The sequence below is a fragment of the Amycolatopsis sp. NPDC051061 genome (genome assembly GCF_040682935.1).
Lineage (GTDB): Bacteria > Actinomycetota > Actinomycetes > Mycobacteriales > Pseudonocardiaceae > Amycolatopsis.
This window is the reverse complement of record NZ_JBFBBZ010000001.1, coordinates 27210-51742: the sequence shown is the minus strand read 5'-3', so window position 1 is coordinate 51742 and position 24533 is coordinate 27210. Positions and strand designations below refer to the sequence as shown.

Annotated in this window: 19 protein-coding genes; 10 read left to right on the top strand and 9 right to left on the bottom strand. The window is 71.1% G+C overall.

Annotated features, from left to right (window positions below; genetic code table 11):
- The first annotated feature begins 14 nt into the window (after positions 1-14).
- Together AB0N03_RS00265 and AB0N03_RS00260 are read left to right on the top strand one after the other, a co-directional pair.
- Positions 15-1562, top strand: a complete 1548-nt coding sequence (locus tag AB0N03_RS00265; protein ID WP_364362990.1) for a helix-turn-helix domain-containing protein — start codon at positions 15-17, stop codon at positions 1560-1562.
- 162 nt (positions 1563-1724) lie between these two features.
- A complete protein-coding gene (locus tag AB0N03_RS00260; protein ID WP_364362988.1) occupies positions 1725-2636 on the top strand; it encodes a zinc metalloprotease in 912 nt (303 codons plus the stop codon).
- A gap of 55 nt (positions 2637-2691) precedes the next feature.
- On the opposite strand, the gene AB0N03_RS00255 is transcribed toward AB0N03_RS00260, so the two are convergent.
- Both AB0N03_RS00255 and AB0N03_RS00250 read right to left on the bottom strand, forming a co-directional pair.
- Complete coding sequence (locus AB0N03_RS00255; protein ID WP_364362986.1) at positions 2692-3111, bottom strand: pyridoxamine 5'-phosphate oxidase family protein; 420 nt, start codon at positions 3109-3111, stop codon at positions 2692-2694.
- The gene (locus AB0N03_RS00250; RefSeq protein WP_364362984.1) at positions 3108-4040 is read right to left on the bottom strand and encodes a zinc-binding dehydrogenase; all 933 of its coding nucleotides are present in this window, start codon (positions 4038-4040) and stop codon (positions 3108-3110) included. Before AB0N03_RS00250 ends, AB0N03_RS00255 begins: the two co-directional genes overlap by 4 nt.
- Before the next feature lie 172 nt (positions 4041-4212).
- Here AB0N03_RS00250 and ald point away from each other — a divergent pair, with 172 nt between their 5' ends.
- Positions 4213-5328 (top strand): alanine dehydrogenase, encoded by a 1116-nt coding sequence (gene ald, locus AB0N03_RS00245; RefSeq protein ID WP_364362982.1) that lies wholly within the window; start codon positions 4213-4215, stop codon positions 5326-5328.
- Between the two features lie 3 nt (positions 5329-5331).
- Here ald and AB0N03_RS00240 read toward each other — a convergent pair whose 3' ends face one another.
- From AB0N03_RS00240 to AB0N03_RS00230, 3 genes are read right to left on the bottom strand one after another with little or no spacing between them, the layout of a single operon-like run.
- Positions 5332-6444 (bottom strand): acyltransferase, encoded by a 1113-nt coding sequence (locus tag AB0N03_RS00240; protein WP_364362980.1) that lies wholly within the window; start codon positions 6442-6444, stop codon positions 5332-5334.
- Positions 6445-6500: 56 nt separating this feature from the next.
- Positions 6501-6809: a hypothetical protein gene (locus AB0N03_RS00235; RefSeq protein ID WP_364362978.1), complete on the bottom strand. Its 309-nt coding sequence runs from the start codon at positions 6807-6809 to the stop codon at positions 6501-6503.
- Positions 6802-7479, bottom strand: coding sequence for a response regulator transcription factor (locus AB0N03_RS00230; protein ID WP_364362976.1), 678 nt, complete (start codon positions 7477-7479; stop codon positions 6802-6804). The genes AB0N03_RS00235 and AB0N03_RS00230 overlap by 8 nt, the downstream gene beginning before the upstream one ends.
- Positions 7480-7956: 477 nt before the next feature.
- On the opposite strand from AB0N03_RS00230, the gene AB0N03_RS00225 reads away from it, so the two are divergent.
- From AB0N03_RS00225 to AB0N03_RS00210, 4 genes are all read left to right on the top strand, one after another.
- Entirely contained in the window at positions 7957-8970 is a 1014-nt protein-coding gene (locus tag AB0N03_RS00225; RefSeq protein WP_364362974.1) for an ABC transporter ATP-binding protein, read from the top strand.
- A complete protein-coding gene (locus tag AB0N03_RS00220; RefSeq protein WP_364362972.1) occupies positions 8970-9851 on the top strand; it encodes an ABC transporter permease subunit in 882 nt (293 codons plus the stop codon). Before AB0N03_RS00225 ends, AB0N03_RS00220 begins: the two co-directional genes overlap by 1 nt.
- A 107-nt stretch (positions 9852-9958) precedes the next feature.
- On the top strand, positions 9959-13714 hold the full coding sequence (locus tag AB0N03_RS00215; protein ID WP_364362970.1) for an ABC transporter ATP-binding protein: 3756 nt from the start codon (positions 9959-9961) through the stop codon (positions 13712-13714).
- Positions 13715-13906: 192 nt separating this feature from the next.
- A complete protein-coding gene (locus tag AB0N03_RS00210; RefSeq protein WP_364362968.1) occupies positions 13907-14452 on the top strand; it encodes a DUF4291 family protein in 546 nt (181 codons plus the stop codon).
- Here AB0N03_RS00210 and AB0N03_RS00205 read toward each other — a convergent pair.
- Positions 14449-14721, bottom strand: a complete 273-nt coding sequence (locus tag AB0N03_RS00205) for a hypothetical protein (RefSeq protein WP_364362966.1) — start codon at positions 14719-14721, stop codon at positions 14449-14451. The two genes, AB0N03_RS00210 and AB0N03_RS00205, sit on opposite strands and share 4 nt — an antisense overlap.
- A gap of 258 nt (positions 14722-14979) precedes the next feature.
- On the opposite strand from AB0N03_RS00205, the gene AB0N03_RS00200 reads away from it, so the two are divergent.
- Positions 14980-18705 (top strand): multifunctional oxoglutarate decarboxylase/oxoglutarate dehydrogenase thiamine pyrophosphate-binding subunit/dihydrolipoyllysine-residue succinyltransferase subunit, encoded by a 3726-nt coding sequence (locus AB0N03_RS00200; protein ID WP_364362964.1) that lies wholly within the window; start codon positions 14980-14982, stop codon positions 18703-18705.
- Positions 18706-18778: 73 nt separating this feature from the next.
- On the opposite strand, the gene AB0N03_RS00195 is transcribed toward AB0N03_RS00200, so the two are convergent.
- Complete coding sequence (locus tag AB0N03_RS00195) at positions 18779-19090, bottom strand: hypothetical protein (RefSeq protein ID WP_364362963.1); 312 nt, start codon at positions 19088-19090, stop codon at positions 18779-18781.
- A 90-nt stretch (positions 19091-19180) separates the two neighbouring features.
- Here AB0N03_RS00195 and AB0N03_RS00190 point away from each other — a divergent pair, with 90 nt between their 5' ends.
- Both AB0N03_RS00190 and AB0N03_RS00185 read left to right on the top strand, forming a co-directional pair.
- Positions 19181-20053 (top strand): helix-turn-helix transcriptional regulator, encoded by an 873-nt coding sequence (locus AB0N03_RS00190; protein WP_364362961.1) that lies wholly within the window; start codon positions 19181-19183, stop codon positions 20051-20053.
- The gene (locus AB0N03_RS00185) at positions 20037-20201 is read left to right on the top strand and encodes a DUF397 domain-containing protein (RefSeq protein ID WP_364362959.1); all 165 of its coding nucleotides are present in this window, start codon (positions 20037-20039) and stop codon (positions 20199-20201) included. The genes AB0N03_RS00190 and AB0N03_RS00185 overlap by 17 nt, the downstream gene beginning before the upstream one ends.
- On the opposite strand, the gene AB0N03_RS00180 is transcribed toward AB0N03_RS00185, so the two are convergent.
- Together AB0N03_RS00180 and AB0N03_RS00175 are read right to left on the bottom strand one after the other, a co-directional pair.
- Entirely contained in the window at positions 20185-23445 is a 3261-nt protein-coding gene (locus AB0N03_RS00180) for a CHAT domain-containing protein (protein ID WP_364362957.1), read from the bottom strand. The two genes, AB0N03_RS00185 and AB0N03_RS00180, sit on opposite strands and share 17 nt — an antisense overlap.
- Positions 23442-24488 (bottom strand): hypothetical protein, encoded by a 1047-nt coding sequence (locus tag AB0N03_RS00175; protein WP_364362955.1) that lies wholly within the window; start codon positions 24486-24488, stop codon positions 23442-23444. Before AB0N03_RS00175 ends, AB0N03_RS00180 begins: the two co-directional genes overlap by 4 nt.
- Positions 24489-24533: the final 45 nt, after the last annotated feature.

Here is a 24533-nt window from a genome sequence, read left to right as displayed (position 1 = left end):
GCCAGAATGACGTCGTGGTCTCGGTGCGCAGCGTGGTCGACCGGGTGGGGCCGACGCTGCTCCACGCGCTCCAGGTGCCCGACGACTCGCCCGCCGTCGCCGATGTCGTCATCGCCGAGCCCGGCGGGAGCCTCACCGTCGCCGCCGGGGATCTCGTGCTCGGCGTCGCCATCACCGGGCCCGACGATGCCGCCCAGCTGGTGAAGCGGAGTGCCGAGCAGGGCGCTGCCGCCGTCCTGCTGAAACCGCCCGTGGCCGCCGCGGTCAAGCGCGCCGCGAAGACCAGCGGGGTCGCGCTCGTCCAGGTGCACGCCGCGACGTCGTGGGCCCAGCTCGTCTGGCTGCTGCGGACCGTCCTCGACGCCCTCGCCGACGAGTCCGAGGACCTCGACCCCGGCTCCGGCGACCTCTTCCGCCTCGCCGACGCCGTCGCCTCCGTCGTGGACGCGCCGGTGACCATCGAGGACACCAACTCCCGCGTGCTCGCCTACTCCGCGCGCCAAGACCTCACCGACCCCGCGCGCGTCGCCACGATCATGGGCCGCCGCATCCCGGACGACGTCCTCGCGCGGTTCCGCTCGCGCGGGGTGTTCCGCGAGCTGTCGCGCGGCCGGCAGACGATCTTCGTCCCCGCCCAGCGCGACGGCACGCTGCCGCGGCTGATCGTGCCGATCCGGATGGGCGGCGAGCTGCTCGGGTCGATGTGGGCGGTCGTCGCCGGGCCGGTGTCCGACGAGCGCGCGGCCGCCTTCGCCGACGCCGCCCCCGTCGTCGCGCTGCACCTGCTGCGCCGCCGCGCGCACACCGACGCGCAGCGCCGCGCGTCCGCCGAGCTGCTGCGCGGGGTGCTCGAAGGCCGGGCGAACCCGCGCAAGGCGATGGCCGAGCTGGACCTGTCCGACGAGCCGCACCGGGTAGTCGCCATCGAGGTCACCGGCGGCGACGGGCGCGACGCCGAGGGCCTGCGCCTCGCCCTGCTCGAACGGATCTCCCAGGGCATCGGGCGCCGTCCGGTGGCGACCGAGCTGGCCGGGCTGCTCTACGCCGTGGTGCCCGACCGGCCGGGCCCCGGCGGCTGGGAAGAGCTGCGCGAGGCGCTGACGACCGCGGCTTCCCGGCGCGGCGGCGCTCCGCGGGCGGCGGCCGGCGCACCGGGCGAAATCGGCGACCTGTCCGCGTCGCGCCTCCAAGCCGACGAAGCCCTCGGCCTGCTGCGCGCGGAAATCCTCGACGAGCGCGTGATCACCTTCGACGAAGCCTGGACGGCGTTGACGCTGCACCGCGGCGCGACGGCGGCGGCCGGAGCGAAGGTCGCGGAGCTCGGCCCCCTGGGCGCCCTGCGCGCGCACGACGAGACGGGCAAGGCCGGCTACGTCGAGACGCTGTACGAGTGGCTGCGGCACCCGGGCGACCCGCGCGCGGCGGCGCGCGAGCTGCGGATCCACCCGAACACCCTGCGGTACCGGATGCGCAAGCTCCTGGAACTGGTGCCGCTGGACCTCGACGACCCCGACGTCCGGCTGGCGCTGATCACCCAGCTCGTCGCCCTGCGCTGGAGCTGACTGCGCCGTTCGGCTCATCCCACGACCCATGCACTACTCCGCATGGATCGCGCCGAACGTTCCGATTGTCTTTTCCAGCCGAAAGATGGTGGATTCCGGTGATCGCCTGACGCATTTTCTTCGCAGCACCCGGGGTAGCCGGGTCGTCGCAGAGGAGTGTCCATGAGCAGTTCGGAGCGGTTTCGCAGGGCCGTCAAGCTGGGTGCGGTGTCCGCGCTCTCCCTGGTCGCCCTGGTCGTCCCGGGCACCACAGCAGGGAGCGCGGTAGCGGCGCCCGCCGGCGACTGCTTCACCCCGACCCAGAGCGCGGACCGCAGCAAGGACGGCCACGCCGACAGCCTGTCGCCGGCCGAGGCGGCCCGCGTCGAAGCGGACATGCAGAGCAGGCTCGCCGGGAAGCGCACGGCGTTCGCCGCGGCGGCCGTCTCGATCCCGGTGTACTTCCACGTGATCACCAGCGGCTCGACCGGCAACCTGCCGGCCGCGACGATCACCAAGCAGATCTCGGTCCTCAACAGCGCGTACGCGAAGAGCGGCTACAGCTTCTCGCTGGTGAGCACGGACTACACGAACAACTCCACCTGGTACAACGGCATCACCGACGGCACATCGGCCGAGCGAAACATGAAGAACGCGCTGCACAAGGGCGGCAAGAACGCGCTGAACGTCTACACCGCCAACCTCGGTGACGACCTGCTCGGCTGGGCGACGTTCCCCTGGAACTACACCTCGGCGCCGAAGATGGACGGCGTGGTGATCCTCGACGAGTCCCTCCCGGGCCGCTCGGCGACGAACTACAACGAGGGCGACACGGCCACGCACGAGATCGGCCACTGGATGGGGCTCTACCACACGTTCCAGGGCGGCTGCTCCGGTTCGGGCGACTACGTGTCGGACACGCCGGCCGAAGCGACGGCGACGTCCGGCTGCCCGGCGAGCAAGAACACGTGCTCGGCGGCGGGCAGCGACCCGATCCACAACTTCATGGACTACAGCTACGACGGCTGCATGTACGAGTTCACCGCGGGCCAGACGACGCGGATGAACAGCTCCTGGTCGGCCTACCGCGCCTGACCTCTTCTTTCCGTGAAGGGCCCCCTCATGGCTTTTAAGTCCATGAGGGGGCCCTTCACGGCACTTGGTAACCGAGGTCCTTCGCGACCAGCCGCGACGGCCGCAAGCGCACCCAGACCGTGTCGGCGTTGTCGTGCAGGTACGCGCGGAACCTCGGATCCCAGCGCGTTTCGTCGGAACCGAGGTAGCGGACGAGCTTCCGTCGCCCGCGGGCAACGTCGAACGGGCGCAGTTGCGCGTCACCGCTCGCCACGACCTGCCGGACGACACCGGTGTCCAGCTCGCAGATGTCCACGGTGAGCGCGATCCGCGGTCGCGCCCGGACCCGCGCGGGCAGCCGGGACCACGGGCCGCTGAGGATCCAGAACGCGCCGGCTTCCCAGAGGTACCACGTGGGCCGCACGGTCGGCCCGTCCGTGGCGACCCGCGCGGTGAGGGGCCGCGCCAGGAACTCCTCGACGTCGAACCCGCTCATGCCACCAGCAGCGTCTTGCCCACGGTGGTGCGCGACTCCATCGCCGCATGGGCGTCCGCGGCCTTCTCCAACGGGAACCGCCGGCCGATCACCGGGACCAACCGGCCGGCCGCCGCTTCGGACAGCGCCGACTCCGTGAACGCCCGCATCTCCGCCGGGCTCCCGATCGAGCGCACCAGCGAGACGCCCCGAGAAGCAGCGTCCTCTTCGGACACTTCCGCCCACGAACCGCCCGCCAGGCCGTACACCGCCATCCGCCCACCCGGACGCAGCAGCCCGAACGCCGCCGTGCCGATCTCCCCGCCCACGCCGTCGAAGACGACGTCGACCTCGCCGACCGAGGACGCCCAGTCCGGAGTCAGGTAGTCGACCACGACGTCCGCCCCCACGACGTGAGCCACCTTCGCCGGCCCGCCCGCCGCGCCGACCACCGACGCTCCCGCCGCCTTCGCCAGCTGGACCAGCAGCCCTCCGACGCCGCCCGCCGCCGCCTCGACCAGGACTCGATCGCCCGGCCGCACCCTGGTGGCATGGACCAAGCCCGTCGCGGTCCGGCCGTCCGCGAGCAGCGCCACCGCCGCGTCGAGCGCCAGCGCGTCCGGCACCGCGAACACCGCCGCCGCGTCCACCGCGACGCGCTGGGCGTACCCGCCGGAACCGCCGGTCGACGTCACCACCCGCTGCCCCGCGAGCCCCGGGTCCGCGCCCGGGCCGACCGTGCTGATCACGCCGCCGACGCCGTTGCCGGGGATCACCGGCAACACCGGCCGGAACGGTCCCGTCCCGGCCCGCACCTGCGTCTCGACGAACGTGGTGTTCGCGAACGCCACTTCGACCAGCACCTGGCCGGACCCGGGGACCGGGTCCGGCGCGTCCCCCGGCTCCAGTACTTCCGGCCCGCCGAACTCCCGCAACCACACAGCTCTCATCGCTCCACGCTGCAACCTCCAGCGCGGTCGAAGTCAACGTTCTTGTCCGCCCAGCACCACGATTGCCGCGAAAAAATGTCCGCTCAGCACGATGACTCCGCCGTCCGGGTGGTTCACCGTGAGTGGCACCACCGCACCGAATCCGGACGCAGACCGACCCAGGAGGCCGACCGTGCGTATCGCCGTTCCCCGTGAAATCAAGAAGCACGAGTACCGGGTCGCGCTGACCCCGGCCGGGGTGCACGAGCTGGTCGGCCGCGGGCACGACGTCTTCGTCGAGACCGGCGCGGGCGTCGGCTCGTCCATCTCCGACGACGAGTACGTCGCCGCCGGCGCGAAGATCCTCGCCACCGCCGACGAGACCTGGGCCGAGGGCGAGCTCGTCCTCAAGGTCAAGGAGCCGATCGCCGAGGAGTACCCCCGGCTGCGCGCCGACCAGGTCCTGTTCACCTACCTGCACATCGCCGCCGACCGGCCGCTGACCGACGCGCTGCTGGCCGCCGGCACCACCGCGATCGCCTACGAGACCGTGCAGACCGCGAACGGCGCGCTGCCGCTGCTCGCCCCGATGTCCGAGGTCGCGGGCCGGCTGGCCCCGCAGGTCGGCGCGTTCTCGCTGATGAAGCCCAGCGGCGGCCGCGGCGTGCTGCCGGGCGGCATCCCGGGTGTGCACCCGGCGCGCGTCGTCGTGATCGGTGGCGGTGTCGCCGGCCTGAACGCCGCCCGCGTCGCGCTGGGCCTCGGCTCGGACGTCGAGATCCTGGACACCAACGTCGACCGCCTGCGCCAGATCGACAACGATTTCGGCGGCCGCATCCGCACGGTGACGTCGAACCGCCTGTCCGTCGAGGAGTCCGTGCTGCAGGCCGACCTGGTCATCGGCGCGGTGCTGGTCCCGGGCGCGAAGGCGCCGAAGCTGGTCTCGAACGAGCTGGTGGCCCGCATGAAGGCCGGCAGCGTGCTCGTCGACATCGCGATCGACCAGGGCGGGTGCTTCGCCGACTCGCGCCCGACCACGCACGACGACCCGACTTACACCGTGCACGAGTCGGTCTTCTACTGCGTCGCGAACATGCCCGGCGCGGTGCCGAGGACGTCGACCTACGGCCTCACCAACGTCACGCTGCCTTACGCTGTACAGCTGGCCGAGCACGGCTGGAAGGCCGCGCTGCAGGCCGACGCGGCGCTGGCGAAGGGCCTCAACACGCACGCGGGCGCCCTGACGAACGGCCCGGTCGCGGTCGCCCATGACCTGCCGCACACGGCGCTGGAGACCGTGCTCGCCTGATCCTTATTTCACCCGAGCGGGTCCCTGTCGTTCCGCGGCAGGGGCCCGCTCCCCTTTTGCCACGAGCCGCCGCCCGACAGCGATCGCAGGCAGCTCGACCCACCGCCGCAGGCCGCCCGCGAAGACCAGCGCGACGGCGGAAGTCGCGACGGCCTTCGCCAGGCCCGTCGGCAGCAGGAGCCCGGTCACGCCCGCGGCCCCGGTCTGGGCCAGGTACAGCGCGTAGGACCGATCACCGATGTAGGTGAGCGGCCGGCTCGCGAGCAGCCGCCGGACCGGACCCCGCGCGATCACCGCGACGAGCAGCAGCGCCGCGCCCACCGCGTAGATCGGGACGACGAACTGCCAGTTCCCGCCGAGCGCTTCCCCCAGCGGCTTGACCGACAGCTGCAGCCCGCAGAACCCCAGCGCGACCAGCACCGCCGCGGCCGGGCTGGTCAGCGGCCGCAGCACGGCGAACCCGCGCGGGTGGTGCAGGGTCAGCGCGAGCAGGCAGCCGACGACCAGTGAGCCGTAGTGCACCAGCAGGCTCGCCCACTGGTGTGACGGCGCCAGCGGCAGCACGCCGAGCACGAACCCCATCGCACCCGCGCCGATCAGCAGGCGCAGCGCGATCTTGCCGGACTTCGCGGACGACGTCAGCACGAGCAGCGCGGGCCAGCCGAGGTAGAACTTCTCCTCCACGCCCAGCGACCACGACGTCGGGTACGGCGTGTTGAAGTCGACGACTTCGTTGAAGAAGGTCAGGTAGTACGGCATCGCGTCGCCGAGCCGGCTGCTCTGGTACGTGCCGGCGAGCGTCACCGCCAGCGCCGTCAGGCCGAGCAGCAGGAAGTAGACCGGCATGATCCGGAAAACGCGGCGCATGTAGAAGCCGCGCACCGAGATCCGGCCGGTGCGGTCCTCTTCGCGCAGCGCCAGCGTCGTGATGAGGAAGCCGGACAGCACGAAGAACAGCTGGACGGCGATCCAGCCCTGCAGCCGGTCGACGACCGGGCCGCCGTAGTGGAAGAACACGACGGCCGGCGCGGCGAGCGCGCGCAGACCGGTGAGACCGGGGAACCACGACGACGCGCGGTATTCGGCGTGGTCGAGGGGCCGCCACGAGATGATCATGCCCGCAGCGTCGGTCGCTGACGCTGAACCCAGCCTGAAGCGGGCTTAAGACGGCTTCAGCTCCGGAAGCCGGACGACGAACCGGTTCGCGCCGTCGACCGCAGCCGTGCCGCCGTGGGCGCGCGCGATGTCGGCGACGATCGCCAGGCCCAGTCCCGATCCGCCGTCGTCGCGGTCGCGAGCCACGCGATGACGCCGATGAGCAGCGCGACCGCGGGGACACCGAAGGTGAGCACGGTCCGGACGGATTCGACGGCGGCTTGGCCCTCGCGGTCGATCTCGACGCCGGCGAAGAGCGCCACGGCCGAGGCGGCGAAGGCCGTCACCGCGACGCGGAAGCGGGTGGCGCGAAGGAAGCTAGGCACCCGCCGGCACCACGTGGTAGCCGGCCCCGCGGACCGTACGGATGGTCTCGGCGCCGAACGGGACGTCGATCTTCCGCCGCAGGGCACTGACGTGCACCTCGACCAGGTTGGCCGTCGCGGAGGCGGCGAAGTCCCAGAGGTTGTCGACGAGTTCGGCCTTGGTGACGACCTGCCCGGCCCGTTGCATGAGGTAGGCGAGGAGGGCGAACTCCTTGCCGGTGAGGGCGATGTCGGCGGTCCCGCGCCGGCACGTCCGGCCGGCCTGGTCGAGTTCGAGGTCACCCAGTTTGAGGACCCCCGGCCGGGTGGCGCCGCCTCGCCGGATGAGGGCGCGCAGCCGCGAGAGCAGTACACCGTAAGAGAAGGGCTTGGGCAGGAAGTCGTCGGCGCCGGTGTCGAGGGCCTCGATCTCGTCGTCCTCGCCGTCCTTGGCGGTGAGCATGAGGATGGGGGTGCTGTCGCCCTGGTCCCGCAGCCGCCGGCAGACGCGGTAGCCGTTCAGGCCGGGCAGCATGATGTCGAGGATGATGGCGGAGTAGGGGTGTTCGGTGGCGAGCCAGAGCGCATCCCGCCCGTTGTGGGCGACATCGACGGCATAGCCCTCGGCACCCAGCCCGGCCCGCAGAGCCTCGGCGAGCCGCCGTTCATCTTCCACGAGCAAGATCCGCACCGCGCCACGATGCCACACAAAACAGAGCCCACCCGCCCACCCACCCGCCCGAACCAAGCCACGCAGAGGCGACAACGCTGGGAGCTGGGCCAGAGGCACCGTGGGGGTCCGGGGGCTCGGCCCCCGGGAGATGGGCTGAAGTGAAGGGAGCGAAGCCCCGGAACGTAAGCGGCGACCCGCTCAACCAACCTGGGGGTCATTGGGAGCGGGCCGCCGAGTCCTAGCTTAGAGGGCATCGCCGTACTTCGCTGCACCGGGTCGGCAAGTCGAACGAATTCTTTACCAAGTTGATCTGAGCCGCCGACGTGCCCCACCGCGAAACCTCAGGTCAGCGCGGTACAAGCGCCACGCAGGGCGATCGCGTGCGATAGCGGAACGTGACGAAGGTCGCTTCCCGCGGGTTCGGCCGTTCCGTGCGCGCGAGCGGCGCGGGTAGGGCAGGATGACGCCGCATCAGCGGGAACGTTAGGGGACGGTATGCACGACGGCAGTGGCCGGATTGTGGTGCAGAACCTGAGCAAGCAGTTCGGCGCGGTGAACGCGGTGCAGAACCTCAGCTTCACGGTCGAGCCGGGTTCGGTGACGGGTTTCCTGGGTCCGAACGGCGCCGGGAAGACGACGACGTTGCGGATGCTGCTCGGGCTGGTGACGCCCACGGCGGGGCAGGCGACGATCAACGGGCGTCCGCACTCGCAGCTGGGGAACCCGGCGCGGATCGTGGGCTCGGTGCTGGAGAACGAGGGTTTCCACCCGAGCCGCACGGCGCGCAACCACCTCCGCGTGTACGCGGCGGCCATCGGGGTGCCGGATCGGCGCGCCGACGAGGTGCTCGGCCTGGTGGGCCTGGGCAGCGCCGCGGACCGGAAGGCGGGCGGGTTCTCCCTCGGCATGCGGCAGCGGCTGGCGCTCGCGACGGCGTTGCTGGGTGACCCACAGGTGCTGGTGCTGGACGAGCCGACGAACGGCCTCGACCCCGAAGGCATCCTGTGGCTGCGGAACTTCCTGCGCTCGTACGCGCGGGAGCAGCGGCGGACGGTCCTGGTGTCGAGCCACCTGCTCAACGAGGTCGAGCAGCTGATCGACCAGGTCGTGATCATCAGTCAGGGCGTCACGCGGTACTACGGCTCGCTGGACCAGCTGCGCAAGGGCCAGCAGTCGCGCGTGCTGGTGCAGCCGGCGGACCCCGCGGCGCTCGTGAAAGCGTTGCAGGAGAACGGCATCACGGGGGTTTCGCCGACGCCGGACGGCCGGGTCGCGGTCGCCGGGTCGAGCGTCCAGCAGATCGGTGACATCTCCGCGAAGGCCGGGATCGCCGTCTACGGGATGCAGGAGGACCACGCCGACCTGGAGCGGATGTTCTTCCAGCTGACGCAGGGCCAGTACGCCGGCGGGCCGGGTTACCCGCCGCAGCCGCAGTATCAGGGCCCGCCGCCGCCGGGGTATCCGCCGTCGGGTCCGCAGCAGCAGTACCGGGGAGGACCGCAGCAGTGATGGGCAACCTGATCAAGGCGGAGTTCCGCAAGACGCTCTCCCTGAACACGTGGTGGGTGCTGCTGATCCCGCTGGCGCTGGTGGCGTTCTGGCTGACGTTCGTCTGGGGCAAGATCACCAACGACTTCGCGGACTTCATCGGTTCGAGCGACGCGCGCGAGGTCGCGGGCGCGGTCGGTCTGGACGCGAGCAAGCTGCCGGTCGGGCTGCTGGCATTCGCGCACGGCGTGAACATCGCGCAGCTCATCCCCGGGCTGTTCGGCGTCTTCGCGCTGGCCGGCGAGTACCGCAGCAAGACGATCACGACGACGTTCCTGACCGCGCCGAACCGGATCGCGGCGCTGACCGCGAAGATGCTGACCTACGTGGCCTGGGGTGCGATCTACGGCCTGGTGAGCTTCGGCGTCTCGGCGGTCGCGGTGATGGTGTCGGTCGACTCCGGCCGGTGGCCCAGCGCGGGCCAGTGGCTGGCCGCGCTCGGCGGGACGATCCTGGCCGCGGTGCTGGTGACGCTGTTCGGCATCGGGTTCGGCGCGGTGCTGCGCAACGTGCCGCTGGCGGTGGTGCTGTTCCTGGTGTGGTTCCTGATCGTGGAGAACGTCCTGGTCATCGCGCTCTGGGGCCCGGCCGACATCCTGGGCGGGATCCTGCCGAACGGCACGGCCAACGGGATCGTGGGCGGGATCGCGGCGGACGCGTTCGGGATCAACTCGCTCAACCTGCCCGGCGGCGTCGACCACTGGTCGGCGCTGGGCCTGCAGCTCGCGGCGGGCGCGCCGGGCGTGATCTCGTGGTGGGCCTCGGCGCTGATCTTCTTCGCGTGGACGATGGTGTTCTTCGGCCTCGGCTGGGCGGGCAACCAGAAGCGCGACATCACGTAAGTTCCCGTGGTCCGTGAAGGCCTCCTTACCGGCGTCTTGGGCCGGTAAGGAGGCCTTCACGGCTTTTCGGGAAATATTTTGTCGGTGGCGGCGCTTACTGTGACAACGTGACCATCGCTCCGCCCCGCACCCGTCAAGAGCTCCCACCCGCTGAGACCGTCGGCTGGGTCCGCCGGCTGTCCGCCGCGGCCTGGGAGCACCGCGCCATCGTCGTGCTGTCGCTGCTCGCCGCCGTGTTCAGCGTCGGTGTGCAGGCCGCGAGCCCGCTGCTGGTGCGCACGGCGGTGGACGACGCGGTGGCGGGGCAGACCGGCGCGCTGCCCGGGATCGCCGTCTTCCTGGTTTCCCTGCAGCTGGTCGCGTTCGCCACGGCGTTCCTGCGCCGCTACTTCGGCGGGAAGCTCGCCCTCGACGTCCAGCACGACCTGCGCCAGCGCGTCTTCAACGCGGTCTCGCGCCTCGACGGCGGCAAGCAGGACGCGCTGCGCACCGGCCAGGTCGTCTCGCGGGCCATCTCCGATCTGCAGCTGGTCACCGGGATCCTCATGCAGGTCCCGCTCTCGTTCGGTTCGGTGATCTTCGCGCTGCTGTCGTTCGCGGCGATGCTGTGGATGTCGCCGGTGCTGACGCTGATCGCGCTGGTCGTCACGCCCGCGGTCGGCATCATCGTGACGCGCAGCCGCAAGCGCCTCTTCCCGGCGACGTGGTCGGCGCAGCAGCGTGCGGCGGACGTCGCGCAGCAGGTCGAGGAGACCGTCACCGGCGTCCGCGTGGTCAAGGGCTTCGGCCAGGAGACGCAGGAGGTCTCGAAGCTCGAAGGGACCGCGCGCAAGTTGTTCGCGGAGCGGCTTCGCGCGGCGAAGCTCTCGGCGCTGCCGACGGCGACCACCGCGGCCCTGCCGGCCGCCGGCCAGGTCGCCGTGCTCGGCATCGGCGGCGTCCTCGCGCTGAACGGCTCGATCACCCTCGGCACTTTCCTCGCCTTCGCGACCTACCTCGCGACGCTGATCGGCCCGGCCCGGATGCTGTCCGGCCTGGTCGTGCAGGCCCAGCTGACCCGCGCCGGCGCCGAGCGCGTGTACGAGCTGATCGACGCGCAACCGGAGGTCGTCGACTCCCCCGACGCGCGGCCGCTGCCGCCGGGGCCGCTCGGCGTCGAGCTGGCCGACGTCCGGTTCGGCTACACCCGCACCGACCCGGTGCTGGCCGGGCTTTCGGTCACCGCGAACCCGGGCGAGACCCTCGCGCTGGTCGGCACCGCGGGCTCCGGGAAATCGACGATCTCCCTGCTGCTGCCCCGGTTCTACGACGTGCACTCGGGCTCGGTGCGGGTCGGCGGCCTCGACGTCCGGGACATCCCGCTGCGGCAGCTGCGGCAGGCGATCGGCGTGGTGTTCGAGGAGGCGTTCCTGTTCTCCTCGTCGATCCGGGACAACATCGCGTACGGCCGCCCGGACGCGAGCGAGGAAGAGATCGTCGCGGCCGCGCGCGCGGCGGAGGCCGACGAGTTCATCCGCGCCCTGCCCGACGGCTACGACACGCTGGTCGGCGAGCGCGGGCTGACGCTGTCGGGCGGCCAGCGGCAGCGGCTCGGGCTCGCCCGGGCCCTGATCACCGACCCGCGGATCCTGATCCTGGACGACGCGACGTCGGCCATCGACACCGTGACCGAGGCGGCGATCCACGACACCCTGCGCTCGGTCACCGCGAGCCGGACGACGCTGCTGATCGCGCACCGGCGCTCGACGCTGGCCCTGGCCGACCGGATCGCGGTGCTCGACGAGGGCCGCGTCGTCGACGTCGGCACCGAAGACGAGCTGATGGCGCGCTGCCCGCTGTTCCGCGAGCTGATCGCGGGGCCGGGCGACGACGTCGAGGAGAAGCACCGCTGCGAGGGCCTGGACTGCGGCCCGGCCGGCATCACGCAGGCGCTGTGGCCGCGCGACGAAAGCCGGGACGAGGTCGACGACCTGGCCGACGCGGCCCGCCTGCGCAGCGGCAACCCGAACAGCAGCGGCTTCGTGGGCGGGGGCGGCGGCAGTGGCGGCCTGGACGTGCCGCCGACACCGGAGCTGATCGAGGGCGTGCGGAAGCTCCCGGCCGCCACCGATGAGCCGCAGATGTCCGATGTGGACGTCACCGCCCCCGACCCCGGCTTCCGGCTGGCCCGGCTGCTGCGGCCGGTCCGCTGGCCCTTGGCACTGGTGGTGGGGCTGGTGGCGGCGGACGCGCTGGCGTCGATCGCGCTGCCCGGGCTCTACCAGTTCGGCGTCGACCACGGCGTCCGCACGGGCGTGGAGTGGATGATCTGGCTGGCCGCCGGGATCGGCGCCGTGGTGATCGCGGCCGACTGGGCGGTGGTGTTCGCGCAGACCCGCCTGACCTCGCGGGTCGGCGAGACGGTGCTGTACGCGTTGCGCGTCCGCAGCTACGCGCACCTGCAGCGGCTCGGGCTCGACTACTACGAGCGGGAGCTGTCCGGGAAGATCATGACCCGGATGACCACGGACGTCGACGCGCTCTCGACGTTCCTGCAGACCGGCCTGGCGACCGCGGTGGTCAGCGCGCTGACGCTGGCCGGGATCACGGCGGCGCTGCTGGTCACCGACGCCGGGCTGGCGCTGTACGCGCTGGCGATGGTGCCGGTGCTGGCCGTCGCGACCGTGATCTTCCGACGGGCGGCGTCCAAGGCGTACAACGAGGCCCGCGAGCGGGTCAGCCTCGTCAACGCGGACATGCAGGAGAACATGAGCGGCCTGCGCGTCGCCCAGGCGTTCACGCGCGAAGACCGCTCCGCGCAAGCGTTCGCTTCGCGCAGCGACGACTACCGGCGTTCGCGGCTGCGGGCGCAGCGGTACGTCGCGACGTACTTCCCGCTGGTCGCGCTGATGTCCGACCTGGCGACGACGACCGTGCTGGTCGCGGGCGCGAACCGCGTCTCGGCGGGGACGCTGTCGGCCGGCGTCCTGCTCGGGTTCCTGCTGTACCTGCAGCAGTTCTTCTCGCCGATCCAGCAGCTGTCGGCGGTGTTCGACGGCTACCAGCAGGCCCGCGTCGGCCTGAACCGGATCGGCGACCTGCTGCGGACGCCGACGTCGGTGCCGGCGGCGGAGAACGCCGTCGCGGCGCCCGCCCGGCTGCGCGGCGAGGTGTCGTTCAAGGAGGTCGACTTCTCCTACACCGGCGCCGAAGCGAAGGCGCTGGAGCAGTTCTCGCTGGACGTCGCGGCCGGGGAGACGATCGCGCTGGTCGGCGCGACCGGCGCGGGCAAGTCGACGGCGGTGAAGCTGGTGGCGCGCTACTACGACGTCACCGGCGGCGAGGTCCGGATCGACGGCACGGACGTCCGCGAGTACGAGCTCGCCGGGCTGCGGCGCCGGATGGGCGTGGTGCCGCAGGAGGCGCACCTGTTCTCGGGCACGGTGGCGGACAACGTCCGTTACGGCCGCCCGGCGGCGTCGGACGCGGAGGTGGAGGCGGCGGTCCGCGCGGTGGGCGCGTTCGACGGCGTCGCGGCCCTGCCGGCGGGCTTCCTGCAGCCGGTGGGCGAACGCGGCCGGTCGCTGTCGGCGGGGCAGCGCCAGCTGGTGGCGCTGGCCCGGGCGGAGCTGGTGGACCCGGACGTCCTGCTGCTCGACGAGGCGACGGCGGCCCTCGACCCCTCGACGGAGGCGGCGGTCCTCCGCGCGACGGAGACGGTGTCCCACAGGCGCACGACATTCGTGGTGGCCCACCGCCTGGCCACGGCGGCCCGCGCGGACCGCATCGTGGTCCTGGATCACGGCCGGATAGCGGAGACCGGAACCCACGAAGAGCTGCTGGCGGCCGAGGGCCTGTACGCCCGCCTGTGGTCCCTCGGCTGACCGTGACGGAAGGGTCGACACGCGTGATTGGCGAGTCGACACGGCGGCCTTTGGCCTGGTTCGGCGTGTCGACTTCTCAATCACGCGTGTCGACCTTCTGATCACGCGAGTCGACCCTCCGATCACGCGCGATGCCCTCTTGAGCACGAAAGTTCGTGGCCGACGGCACGCCGCGCTGGGAGCATGGCGGGCATGTTCGAAGAGAAGCGGGTCCCCGACCGGCAGGTTCGCGCGGCGCGGACCGAGACGACCGTCCGGGTCTACCAGGCCTGCTCGCCCGCGATCGCCGACGCCGCGCTCGAAAAGCAGACGTTCGCGGAGCGCGACGGCACCACGTGGCTCGTGCCTTCGTTCCGCTGGGCGGCCTACGGCAGCGGCAACGGGAGCAAGCCCGGCCAGGAACGCATCCTGGCCGTCGACCTCACCCGTGACGGCTTCGAGTGGGCGCTTTCCCACTCGGGCAGCGGCGGTCCGGTGCTCATCCAATGGGACGCGGAGCGAGACCTCGACCACACGCCGCTGAACTTCGACGCGATCCGGATCGGCCTGACCGGCGATGCCACCGACCACTACGTCGGTGAATGGATCCAGTCGATCACCGACGTCACGCCGGTCATGCGCGACATCTCCGGCCTCCTCGCCACCGACCAGCTGCACAAGGCGGTGAAGCTCGTCCCCCACGAGCCGCCGTACGAGCTGCCGGCCGAGCTGGCCAAGGCCATCGACGCCACCGGCTAAGGCAGCGCCCGCCACTTCAGGGAGCCCATCCCCGCCGCCTCGACGTCCGGGCGCGCGGCCCACCGGACCGTCCCCGGACGGACGTGCACCCCGGCCCCGACCAGCCAGTCCGGCTCGTCGGGCTCGACCCACTCCATCTCCTCGAAGTCGGCCGGCGTCGGCCAGACGGCCTGGCACGAGTCGCACCGCAGCACGACCGTGCCGGACTCCGTCACCAGCGGCCGCACCAGGCCCTGGTCCCAGAACGAAGGACATTCGACCAGCCACATCTTCCCAGTGGAACCCGCCGCGGTGAACGGCCTCGCACCGGCGGGCGAACCCCGGACCAAGAGCCCGCGAACCCTGTACCGGGTACAGCGCTTAAGGTTCCCTTAGCACATCTTGATCGTGTCAGTGACCGATCCCCTAGTGCGCCACGCCTCACACAGGCCGGTTCCATCACATCACGGTCACCGAGGGGGTTAGCCTGGTAGGCGCATCAGCGGATTCAAGATCGAGATCGAGACGGATAGAGGCGAGCCCCAGCCGTGTCCAGCAGCAGCCCTGCGTCACAATTCGGCCCCAACGAGTGGCTGGTCGAAGAGATGTACGACCAGTTCCTCGCCGACCCATCCTCAGTCGATGCCGCGTGGCACGACTTCTTCGCGGACTTCAAGCCGACGCAGAACGCGCAGGCCAAGGCGGACAACGCCCGGCAGCAGGCCGAAGCCAAGCCGGCCACCAACGGCCAGGCGGCGCAGCCTTCGGCCAAGGCCGTGCAGAACGCGGAGTCGGCGGCCAAGCAGGCGGCCACCAAGTCCGGCCCCGCGCAGGAGGCGCCCGCGAAGGCAGCCCCCGCGAAGGCCGAGCCGAAGGCCACGCCGAAGCCGGCCGCCGCCAAGGCGGAGCCGAAGTCCGACGTGAAGAAGGACGAGCCGGAGTCGAAGCAGCTGCGCGGTGCCGCGGCCGCCATCGCGAAGAACATGGACGCCTCGCTGAGCGTCCCCACCGCGACCAGCGTGCGCGCGGTCCCGGCGAAGCTGATGGCCGACAACCGCATCGTCATCAACAACCACCTCAAGCGCACCCGCGGCGGCAAGATCTCCTTCACGCACCTCATCGGCTACGCCATGGTGCGGGCGCTGAAGAACTACCCGAACATGAACCGGCACTACCAGGTGATCGACGGGAAGCCGTTCGCGATCACGCCGGAGCACGTCAACTTCGGGCTCGCGATCGACATGAAGGGCAAGGACAACTCCCGCACGCTCGTCGTGGCTTCGGTCAAGGGCTGCGAAGACATGTCCTTCCTGCAGTTCTGGCAGGCCTACGAGGACATCGTCAAGAAGGCCCGCAACAACAAGCTCACCGCGGACGACTTCGCCGGCACCACGATCTCGCTGACCAACCCGGGCGGCATCGGCACCAACCACTCCGTGCCGCGCCTGCAGGCCGGCCAGGGCGCCATCATCGGCGTCGGCGCCATGCAGTACCCGGCGGCGTTCGAGGGCACCAGCGAGAAGACGCTGGTCGACCTCGGCATCAGCAAGATCATGACGCTGACCTCGACGTACGACCACCGCATCATCCAGGGCGCGGAGTCCGGCGAGTTCCTCAAGCGCATCCACCAGCTGCTGCTCGGCGAAGACGGCTTCTACGACGACGTCTTCACCAGCCTGCGCCTCCCGTACGAGCCGATCCGCTGGGTCGCCGACATCCCCGAGGGCCCGGTCGACAAGACCGCCCGCGTGATCGAGCTCATCGACGCGTTCCGGATGCGCGGCCACCTGATGGCCGACACCGACCCGCTGAACTACCGCCAGCGCAGCCACGCCGACCTCGACGTGCTGAGCCACGGCCTCACCCTCTGGGACCTCGACCGCGAGTTCCCGGTCGGCGGCTTCGCCGGCCAGGAGCGGATGAAGCTGCGCGACATCCTGGGCGTGCTGCGCAACTCGTACTGCCGCACGGTCGGCATCGAGTACACCCACATCCTCGACCCCGAGGAGCGCCGCTGGATCCAGGAGCGCGTCGAGATCCCGCACGAGAAGCCGGACCCCGCGGTCCAGAAGTACGTGCTCTCGAAGCTGAACGCCGCCGAGGCGTTCGAGACGTTCCTGCAGACCAAGTACGTCGGCCAGAAGCGGTTCTCGCTCGAGGGCGGCGAGACGGCGATCCCGCTGCTCGACACGCTGCTGGACAAGGCCGCCGAGCACGAGCTCGACGAGGTCGTCATCGGCATGCCGCACCGCGGCCGGCTGAACGTCCTGGCCAACATCGTCGGCAAGCCGATCAGCCAGATCTTCCAGGAGTTCGAGGGCAACCTCGACCCGGGCCAGGCGCACGGCTCCGGTGACGTGAAGTACCACCTCGGCGCCGAGGGCAAGTACTTCCGCATGTTCGGCGACGGCGAGACGAAGGTCTCGCTGACGGCCAACCCGTCGCACCTGGAGACCGTGGACCCGGTGCTCGAGGGCATCGTCCGCGCGAAGCAGGACCTCCTGGACAAGGGCGGCGAGGGCTACACCGTGCTGCCCGTCCTGATGCACGGCGACGCGGCCTTCGCGGGCCAGGGCGTCGTCGCCGAGACGCTGAACCTGTCGCTGCTGCGCGGGTACCGCACCGGCGGCACCGTGCACGTGGTCGTCAACAACCAGGTCGGCTTCACCACCGCGCCGGAGCACTCGCGCTCCAGCCAGTACGCCACCGACGTCGCGAAGATGATCGGCTCGCCGATCTTCCACGTGAACGGCGACGACCCGGAGGCCGGGCACTGGGTGGCCAAGCTGGCCGTCGAGTACCGGCAGGCGTTCCACAAGGACGTCGTCATCGACCTGATCTGCTACCGCCGCCGCGGCCACAACGAGGGCGACGACCCCTCGATGACGCAGCCGGCGATGTACGACATCATCGACACGAAGCGTTCGGTGCGGAAGACCTACACCGAGTCGCTGATCGGCCGCGGTGACATCTCCGTCGAAGAGGCCGAGGCCGCTCTCCGCGACTTCTCGAGCCAGCTGGAGCACGTCTTCAACGAGGTCCGGGAGCTGGAGAAGCACCCGGCGAAGGCGAGCCCCTCGGTCGAGGAGGAGCAGCAGGTCCCGGCCAAGGTCGCGACGGCGATCACGACCGAGACGCTGGAGCACATCGGCGACGCGTTCGTGAACGTGCCGGAGGGCTTCACGCCGCACCCGCGCGTCAAGCCGGTCATGGAGCGCCGCCACAAGATGTCCCGCGAGGGCGACATCGACTGGGCGTTCGGCGAGCTGCTCGCGTTCGGTTCGCTGGCCATGGAGGACCGGCTCGTCCGGCTGTCCGGCCAGGACTCGCGGCGCGGCACGTTCACCCAGCGGCACTCGGTGTTCATCGACCGCAAGACCGGCCAGGAGTACTCACCGCTGCAGAACCTGGCCGAGGGCCAGGGCCGCGTGATGATCTACGACTCGGCGCTGTCGGAGTACGCGGCCGTCGGCTTCGAGTACGGCTACTCGGTGGCCAACCCCGAGTCGCTGGTCATGTGGGAAGCGCAGTTCGGTGACTTCGTCAACGGCGCGCAGACCGTCATCGACGAGTACATCTCCTCGGGCGAGGCCAAGTGGGGCCAGCGCTCGGACGTCGTGCTGCTGCTTCCGCACGGCCAGGAGGGCCAGGGCCCCGACCACACGTCGGGCCGCATCGAGCGGTTCCTCTCGCTGTGCGCGGAGGGCTCGATGACCGTGGCGGTGCCGTCGACCCCGGCGAACTACTTCCACCTGCTGCGCCGGCACGCCCTCGACGGCATCCAGCGTCCGCTGATCGTCTTCACGCCGAAGTCGATGCTGCGCAACAAGGCCGCGACCTCGGCGACCGAGGACTTCACCGGCCAGAGCCGGTTCATGTCGGTCATCGACGACGTGACGCCGGACCCGGCGAAGATCCGCAAGGTGCTGCTGACCTCCGGGAAGCTGTACTGGGAGCTGGCGGCCGAGCGGACGAAGCGCGAGGCGGACGACGTCGCGATCGTGCGGATCGAGCAGTACTACCCGCTGCCGAAGAAGAAGCTGCTGGCGGCGCTGGAGCGCTACACCAACGCTTCGCAGGTCGTGTGGGTCCAGGAGGAGCCGGAGAACCAGGGCGCGTGGCCGTTCTTCGGCCTGAACCTGCCCCGCAAGTTCCCGGAGCTCTTCTCGAAGCTGGAAGTCGTGTCGCGGCGCCCGATGGCGGCGCCGTCGGCCGGCTCGTCGAAGGTGCACGAGGTGGAGCAGAAGGCGCTGATCTCGAAGGCGTTCGACTGATCGCTTGATGGTCCGTGAAGGCCTCCTTGCCGGCTCTTGTGGCCGGTAAGGAGGCCTTCACGGCTTTTCGGGATCAGCCGGCGCGGCGCGGGAGCTGGGCGAGGGCCGCCGCCTCGGGGTCCTGCATCGTGCGGTGGATCGAGTCGATGCTGTCGCACGGCCAAGCCGTGCCGCAGAACCCGCAGCCGCCGTACTGGTCTTCGGCGTGCAACCCGACGACCGACCGGACGACCACGACGAGATCGCACAGCAGCGTCCGCGCGGACGCCTCTTCGTCCTCCTGCCACGGGGCGTCCGCCATGGCGAAGAATTCGACCTCGTCGAGCTGGGTGTAGATTTCTTCGCGCAGCAAACGGAATGCGCGCGCTTGGGCGTGGTTCATCATGTAGACCTCCACAGCCTAGAGAAATTGTTGCTCCGGCAGAAATCAATTGCCCCGATCGGCGCCGCGGCGCGCATTGTCTAATCTTCCGCCATGACCGAACACGAGCCGACGGTCCGGGGCCGCGAACTCGGCGAAGGACTGCGCGCGGTGCTGGCGAAGGCCGGCCTGAACGGCAAGGACGTCGCGCGGCAGATGGACTGCGGCCCGAGCGACGTTTCGAAGATGCTGAGCGGGAGGCGGACGGTCAAGGAGACCGACGTGGCGCGTTTCCTGGGCGTGTGCCGCGTGTATGGGGAGGAGGCGGAGCGCCTTCTCGAGTTGTGTCGCGAAGCGAACAAGAGGGGCTGGTACCAGCAGCACGGTTCGAGACTGCCGAAGCAGCTTCGCACCTACATCGACCACGAAGACAAAGCCACGAGCGTTGCGGACTTCGCAGCGACATTGGTTCCGGGCTCACTGCAGACCGGCGACTACGCTCGCGCGGTTCTCAGCCGGATCGCGAGCGTGCCCACCGATGAGGTCGAGGAGCGCGTAGCCGCACGGCTGGCTCGGTCGGCGATCTTCAGCCGCCCTCGACCGGCGCGCTTCGCCTACTTCGTGCACGAGTTCGCGTTGCGGCTGCCGGTCGGCGGCGCGACGGTGATGTCGGACCAACTGCACCAACTGCTGCGCATGTCGGTGCGGCCGTGCATCTCGCTTCGCGTGGTTCCGGCCACCTTCGGCGCTCACGCGGGTGTCGCGGGTTCATTCACCTACATGGAGTTCTCGCAGATCAATCCGGTGGTCTACATGGAGAGCGAGACCGCCACGTTGTTCCTGGAAGAGCGAGAAGAAATCTCGGCTTACCGGCAAATCATCGCGAGCCTGGCGGAAACCGCACTCGACGAGGCACAATCGAGGGACCTGATCGGCGAGTTGGCGATCGAACTCTACGGGGAGGTCCGCGATGTGGCGCACGAGTAGCTATTCGGCTGGGTCCGGTAATTGCGTCGAGGTTGCTCCCGCCGCAACCGTGGTCCACGTCCGGGACACCAAGGACCGCGAAGGCGGCCACCTGACCTTCGCCGCCTCCGCCTGGCGCGCCCTGACCGCCGTCACCCTCCCGAAGTGATCGAGAACGGCGCCCAGTTCACCGCCGCGCGGAACGGCCTCTCGCCGTACGCGGGCCCGATCGCGCGCTGGCGGGCCACGTCCGCCACCGCCTCCTCCACCGACCCCTCCCGGAGCTGCTGACGCCGGTGCCGGCACGCGGCGAACTCCTCGACGTTCCCCGCCGCCCGGTGCGCCACCGAAAGCAACGTGTAGGCCAGCGCCAGGTCCAGCTCCTCCGCCACCACCCGGTCGACGACCCAGGTCAGCACCTCCCGGGCACTCGCCGCCGCGACGCGGCGCTGGGCGTCGGTCAACGCCGTGCTCACCGCTTCGAGCGACCAGTCGCCGCCCGCGCCGAGCCGGTCGTGGAACCAGAGCATGAGCAACGCCGTCGCGAGGTCCGGGACCGGGCGGAACGTGCTGACCAGCGCCGTCGCTCCCGCGGCGAGCAGGGTGCTCGCGATGCCGGTCAGCTCGTCGCCGGTCCGGACGCGGTGCTTGCCGCTCTGGCAGGAGCCGAGCACGACGAGCGCGCCCGACCAGTCCAGCGAGGCCAGCCGCGACAACGTCACCTGGTCCGGCCGCCCCTCGGGACCCGCGAGCAGCAGGCCCGAACGTTCGGGCCGGGCTTCGTCGAAGACGGCGTGGCAGGCCAGGTGCACCAGGCGCGCGGTGCCGTCGAGGGCGCCGGCGAGCCAGTCGAAGGTCAGGTCGCCGCCGTGCCGGGCGTCGCCGCCCAGCCGGGCCGCGACGCCGGCCGCCTCCGCCCGCGCGAACGGCAGGTCGCCGAGCGGGTCACCGCCGATGACCAGGGACTCCCGCCGCGTCCACGACCCGCTGTGCGCCGCGCGCAGCAGCGACGCGCTGGGCACCACGAACGTCCCGGGCCGCGGCTCGATGCCACCGTCCTCGCGGGGTACGAGGTGCAGCGACGCGAGGTGTAGTACGCCGTAAGGTGCGACGTACACCTCAGTCCGGACGTCCCCGACGAGCCGCGCCAGCCGCTGGTACACCGGCTGGGCGAGCAGGCGGTCGAGGCCGCGCGGATCGTCTTCGTTCAGCAGCCGGCCGAACTCGGCCAGGTCCGGGTCGTCCGCCGGGACGACCAGCCGGACGCCGATTTCCCCGGCGGCCACCGTGAAGACGTAGATGCCCTGGTCGCCGGTGAAGAATTCCAGCAGTGTCCGCTCTCCGCGCAGCGAGAGCAGCGCGCGAACATCCGCGCTGGTGGACGGCGTCGCGAGCCGGTGCAATCGGACATTCGGCGGGAGCTGCTCCCAGACGTCCTCAAGCCGGCCGCGCACCTCCTCGATCTCCTTGTCGACGCCGAAGAGCCGGCTGACGCGCTCGCGCGGGGAGAGCCCTTCACCGAGCGCACGCGTGCGCAGCCCCACCAGCCGCTGCCACAGCTGCTCCTCCTCGGCCGCCGGCGGATCGTCGACGACCGGCGGCCGGTCGCGCACGGCGTCGAGCAGGGTGCGGGACTTCGCGGCCTGCACCAGCTCGAACGCCCGCTCGGCGTGGCCCAGCGCGATCGCGACCTCGACGGCCTGCCGGTACGGCGGGTCGTTGTACACGCCGAACCGGCCGGCCTCCCCGACGTCGACCGCGCCGCGCCGCAGCTCCGAATGGGCCGCGCAGGCCTGTTCCAGCCGCTGCAGCGTCCCCTCGGTCCATCGCCCGTCCTCGAAGGCGAGCCCGCCGAGCACGGTGTTGACGACGAAGCCCACCGCGACGTCCGGCGTGACCGCGAGCGCCGCTTCGAGCTGCGTGGCGATCTCCGCGGCCTCGCCGGTCTTGTCCTGGCGGAACAGGAAGTGCATCAGCCGGGCGCGCCGGCTCGCGAGCCGTCCCGGCATGTCGTCGGCCGAACGCTGCCCGGAAGCGACCAGCCGCCGCAGGTACCGCTCCTCCAGCTCGACGGCGCCGTGCTCGGCCGCGATGCCCGCGGCGACGCCGTCGAGGACACCGCCGTCGACGGCGCTCGCGAGCTCTTCGCGCTGGGACTCCGTCAGCTCGACTCCGGGCAGTCGCTCGGCCTGCCGGTCGCGGACGAATGCCTGCAGGCCACGGGCCCGCGCCAGGAGCTCCAGCGCCCGCTGCGGCGGGACGTTCTCGAACCGCCGGCTCAGGCCGCACTGGTTGACCAGGGCGGTCAGCTCACGCCGGGCGTCGCCGAGCTGGTTCGCGTACTGCTTCGCGCGTTCCAGGTACTGCCACGCCGCTTCGTGGTCGCCGGTCTCCATGTACAGGTAGCCGAGGCCGTTCCAGACCCGCGGCAGGCAGTGGACGGCGCCGAGGTGGTCCCACGCCGCCTCGGCCTGCCGGAGGAGCCGTTCGGCGTCGGCGTACCGGTGCCGGCCCAGCAGCCGTTCGCCCTCGTCGGTGGCGTCGGACGCGGTCGTCGCGAGGAGCCCGATCTCGAGCACCGTGTCGGCAGCCGGGTTCTCCGCGGCGAACTTCTCCTCGGTCCGCTGCTCGATCCGGCGCACCATCTGCTCGTGCCCGGTCGTGTAGCGCTCGACGTCGACGTCGGCGTGCAACCGGTGGATGAGGTCGTGGGCGTCGACGAAGGCTTGTGTGGCAGCTTCGGCGTCGACCTTGCGCGCACGCAGGGCGAGGTTGTGCAGGGCCACGAACTCGTCGTAGCCCGCGCCGGCTTCGCGGAACATCGCCGCGGCTTCGCGCGTCTTCGCGACGGACTCCTCGAACCGGCCCTGCCGGTGCAGCTCTTCGGCGAGGTTGTCCGTCGTGATGGCCCGGAGCGCCGGCCCCTGCCCCGGGACGGCCAGTGCCTCCTCGTACCGCTCGACCGCCCGCGGGTCCCCGCGCCGGGACAGCACCATCGCGTGGTTCTGCAGGGCGGCCCGGTAGCCGTCGGCGTCGCCGGAAGCCTGGGCCGCCTTGACGGCTTCGGCCAGGTACTCGTCCGCCTCGGGCAGCCGGTCGTCGGCCAGCTCCACCAGGCCGAGCCCTTCGAACGCGGCGCTGACCGCGTTGAGGTCTTCGAGCTCCCGGGCGATGCCGAAGGCGAGGGCGTACGCCTTCCGGGCGTCGTCGAACTGCCGTGCCTGGCGCGCGGCCTGGCCGAGCAGCCGGTAGAACGCGAACACGGCCAGCGGGTCGGCGGACTCGGCTTCCGCGAGTTCCAGCCCGCTCATGAGCGCGCCGTAGGCGTCCTGATGACGTCCCTCGCCCAAGAGCCCGTGGACGTGCTGGATCAGGCCCAGCAGCTGCAGGTCCGCTTCCGTCGGCGCGGTCACGCCCCGGCCGCCCGGAGGATGGCCAGCGGGTCGTCGACGACGGGAGCCGCCGCGGACTCGGTCGTCGTGCCGCGGTACTCCGCCATGTCCAGGTCCGAGAAGCGCTCGACCAGCTCGCCGTACAGCCGCTGGTACTCGGCGAAGAGGATCTCCTGCTGGGGCCGGGTCAGGTCGTCGGTGAAGATCGCCCCGGCGGTCTTGCGCCAGCTGCGCTGCGCGGCGCCGAGCTCGCCCGCGATCACCTGCTCCTTCGTCCGCTCCCACAGCGGGTAGAAGGCGAGCTTGCGGTAGTCGTCGCGCTCGGTCTTCGCTTCGACGCTGACCAGGATGAAGTCGTGCTCGGTGTAGGGCACCAGGGTGACGCCGTCGTCGAGGAGCCGGTGCAGCCGCCCGTCGGAGACGCGCAGGGACGCCAGCTCCGCCGCCGACGTCGTGGTGCGCGGCCGGCGCATCACGCAGTAGTTCAGCGGCTCGAAGCCCTTCTGCCACGACCGGTAAGCGCCGACGCGCAGCTCGACGTCCGGCGACTCCAGGAACGACTCGATGCCGCGGATCAGCGACGACGCCAGCGGCACGGCGCCGGCGAGCCCGCCGAACCCCACCGCCGACGCGACGTCCTCGACGACCTTCAGCGAGCGCGCGATCCAGTCGGTGGTCTTGGCCCGGAACAGCGCGACCAGCAGGCTGACTTCGTCGCCTTCGTACGGGACCGGCCCGGCGACCCGGACGTTGGCGATCTCGACGGCGTCGTCGGCGCCGGTGACCTGGAACCGGCGCGCGAGTTCGGCGCTGCTGAGCACGGTGGGCACCGCGACGGTGTTCCCCTTGTGGACGAACTCGGTGACGATCGTGCCGAAGGGCAGGTACTCGCGCCACAGCTCGCGCGCGCGGGTCAGCCACATCTGCTGGAGCCGGACTTCGAGGTAGACCTGGCCGGGCGCGAACTCCGGCGCCGATCCGGGGTCCACCGACGGAACCTGCACGGCGACGATGCCCTCGGCCTCCCGCTTGACGACGCGGTCGACCAATTCCCGAATCCCCATGGTTTCCCCTCATCCGGTTCGGCCCGAGTCTAGGGCGCGCGGGCG

What these genes read in the sequence shown, in the direction of transcription:
- AB0N03_RS00205 (WP_364362966.1), bottom strand. Translation starts at nt 14,721, where the DNA reads ATGTGGCTGGTCGAATGTCCTTCGTTCTGGGACCAGGGCCTGGTGCGG.
- AB0N03_RS00225 (WP_364362974.1), top strand. Translation starts at nt 7,957, where the DNA reads ATGCACGACGGCAGTGGCCGGATTGTGGTGCAGAACCTGAGCAAGCAG.
- AB0N03_RS00210 (WP_364362968.1), top strand. Translation starts at nt 13,907, where the DNA reads ATGTTCGAAGAGAAGCGGGTCCCCGACCGGCAGGTTCGCGCGGCGCGG.
- AB0N03_RS00240 (WP_364362980.1), bottom strand. Translation starts at nt 6,444, where the DNA reads ATGATCATCTCGTGGCGGCCCCTCGACCACGCCGAATACCGCGCGTCG.
- AB0N03_RS00185 (WP_364362959.1), top strand. Translation starts at nt 20,037, where the DNA reads ATGTGGCGCACGAGTAGCTATTCGGCTGGGTCCGGTAATTGCGTCGAG.
- AB0N03_RS00255 (WP_364362986.1), bottom strand. Translation starts at nt 3,111, where the DNA reads ATGAGCGGGTTCGACGTCGAGGAGTTCCTGGCGCGGCCCCTCACCGCG.
- AB0N03_RS00260 (WP_364362988.1), top strand. Translation starts at nt 1,725, where the DNA reads ATGAGCAGTTCGGAGCGGTTTCGCAGGGCCGTCAAGCTGGGTGCGGTG.
- AB0N03_RS00195 (WP_364362963.1), bottom strand. Translation starts at nt 19,090, where the DNA reads ATGATGAACCACGCCCAAGCGCGCGCATTCCGTTTGCTGCGCGAAGAA.
- AB0N03_RS00220 (WP_364362972.1), top strand. Translation starts at nt 8,970, where the DNA reads ATGGGCAACCTGATCAAGGCGGAGTTCCGCAAGACGCTCTCCCTGAAC.
- AB0N03_RS00250 (WP_364362984.1), bottom strand. Translation starts at nt 4,040, where the DNA reads ATGAGAGCTGTGTGGTTGCGGGAGTTCGGCGGGCCGGAAGTACTGGAG.
- AB0N03_RS00190 (WP_364362961.1), top strand. Translation starts at nt 19,181, where the DNA reads ATGACCGAACACGAGCCGACGGTCCGGGGCCGCGAACTCGGCGAAGGA.
- AB0N03_RS00175 (WP_364362955.1), bottom strand. Translation starts at nt 24,488, where the DNA reads ATGGGGATTCGGGAATTGGTCGACCGCGTCGTCAAGCGGGAGGCCGAG.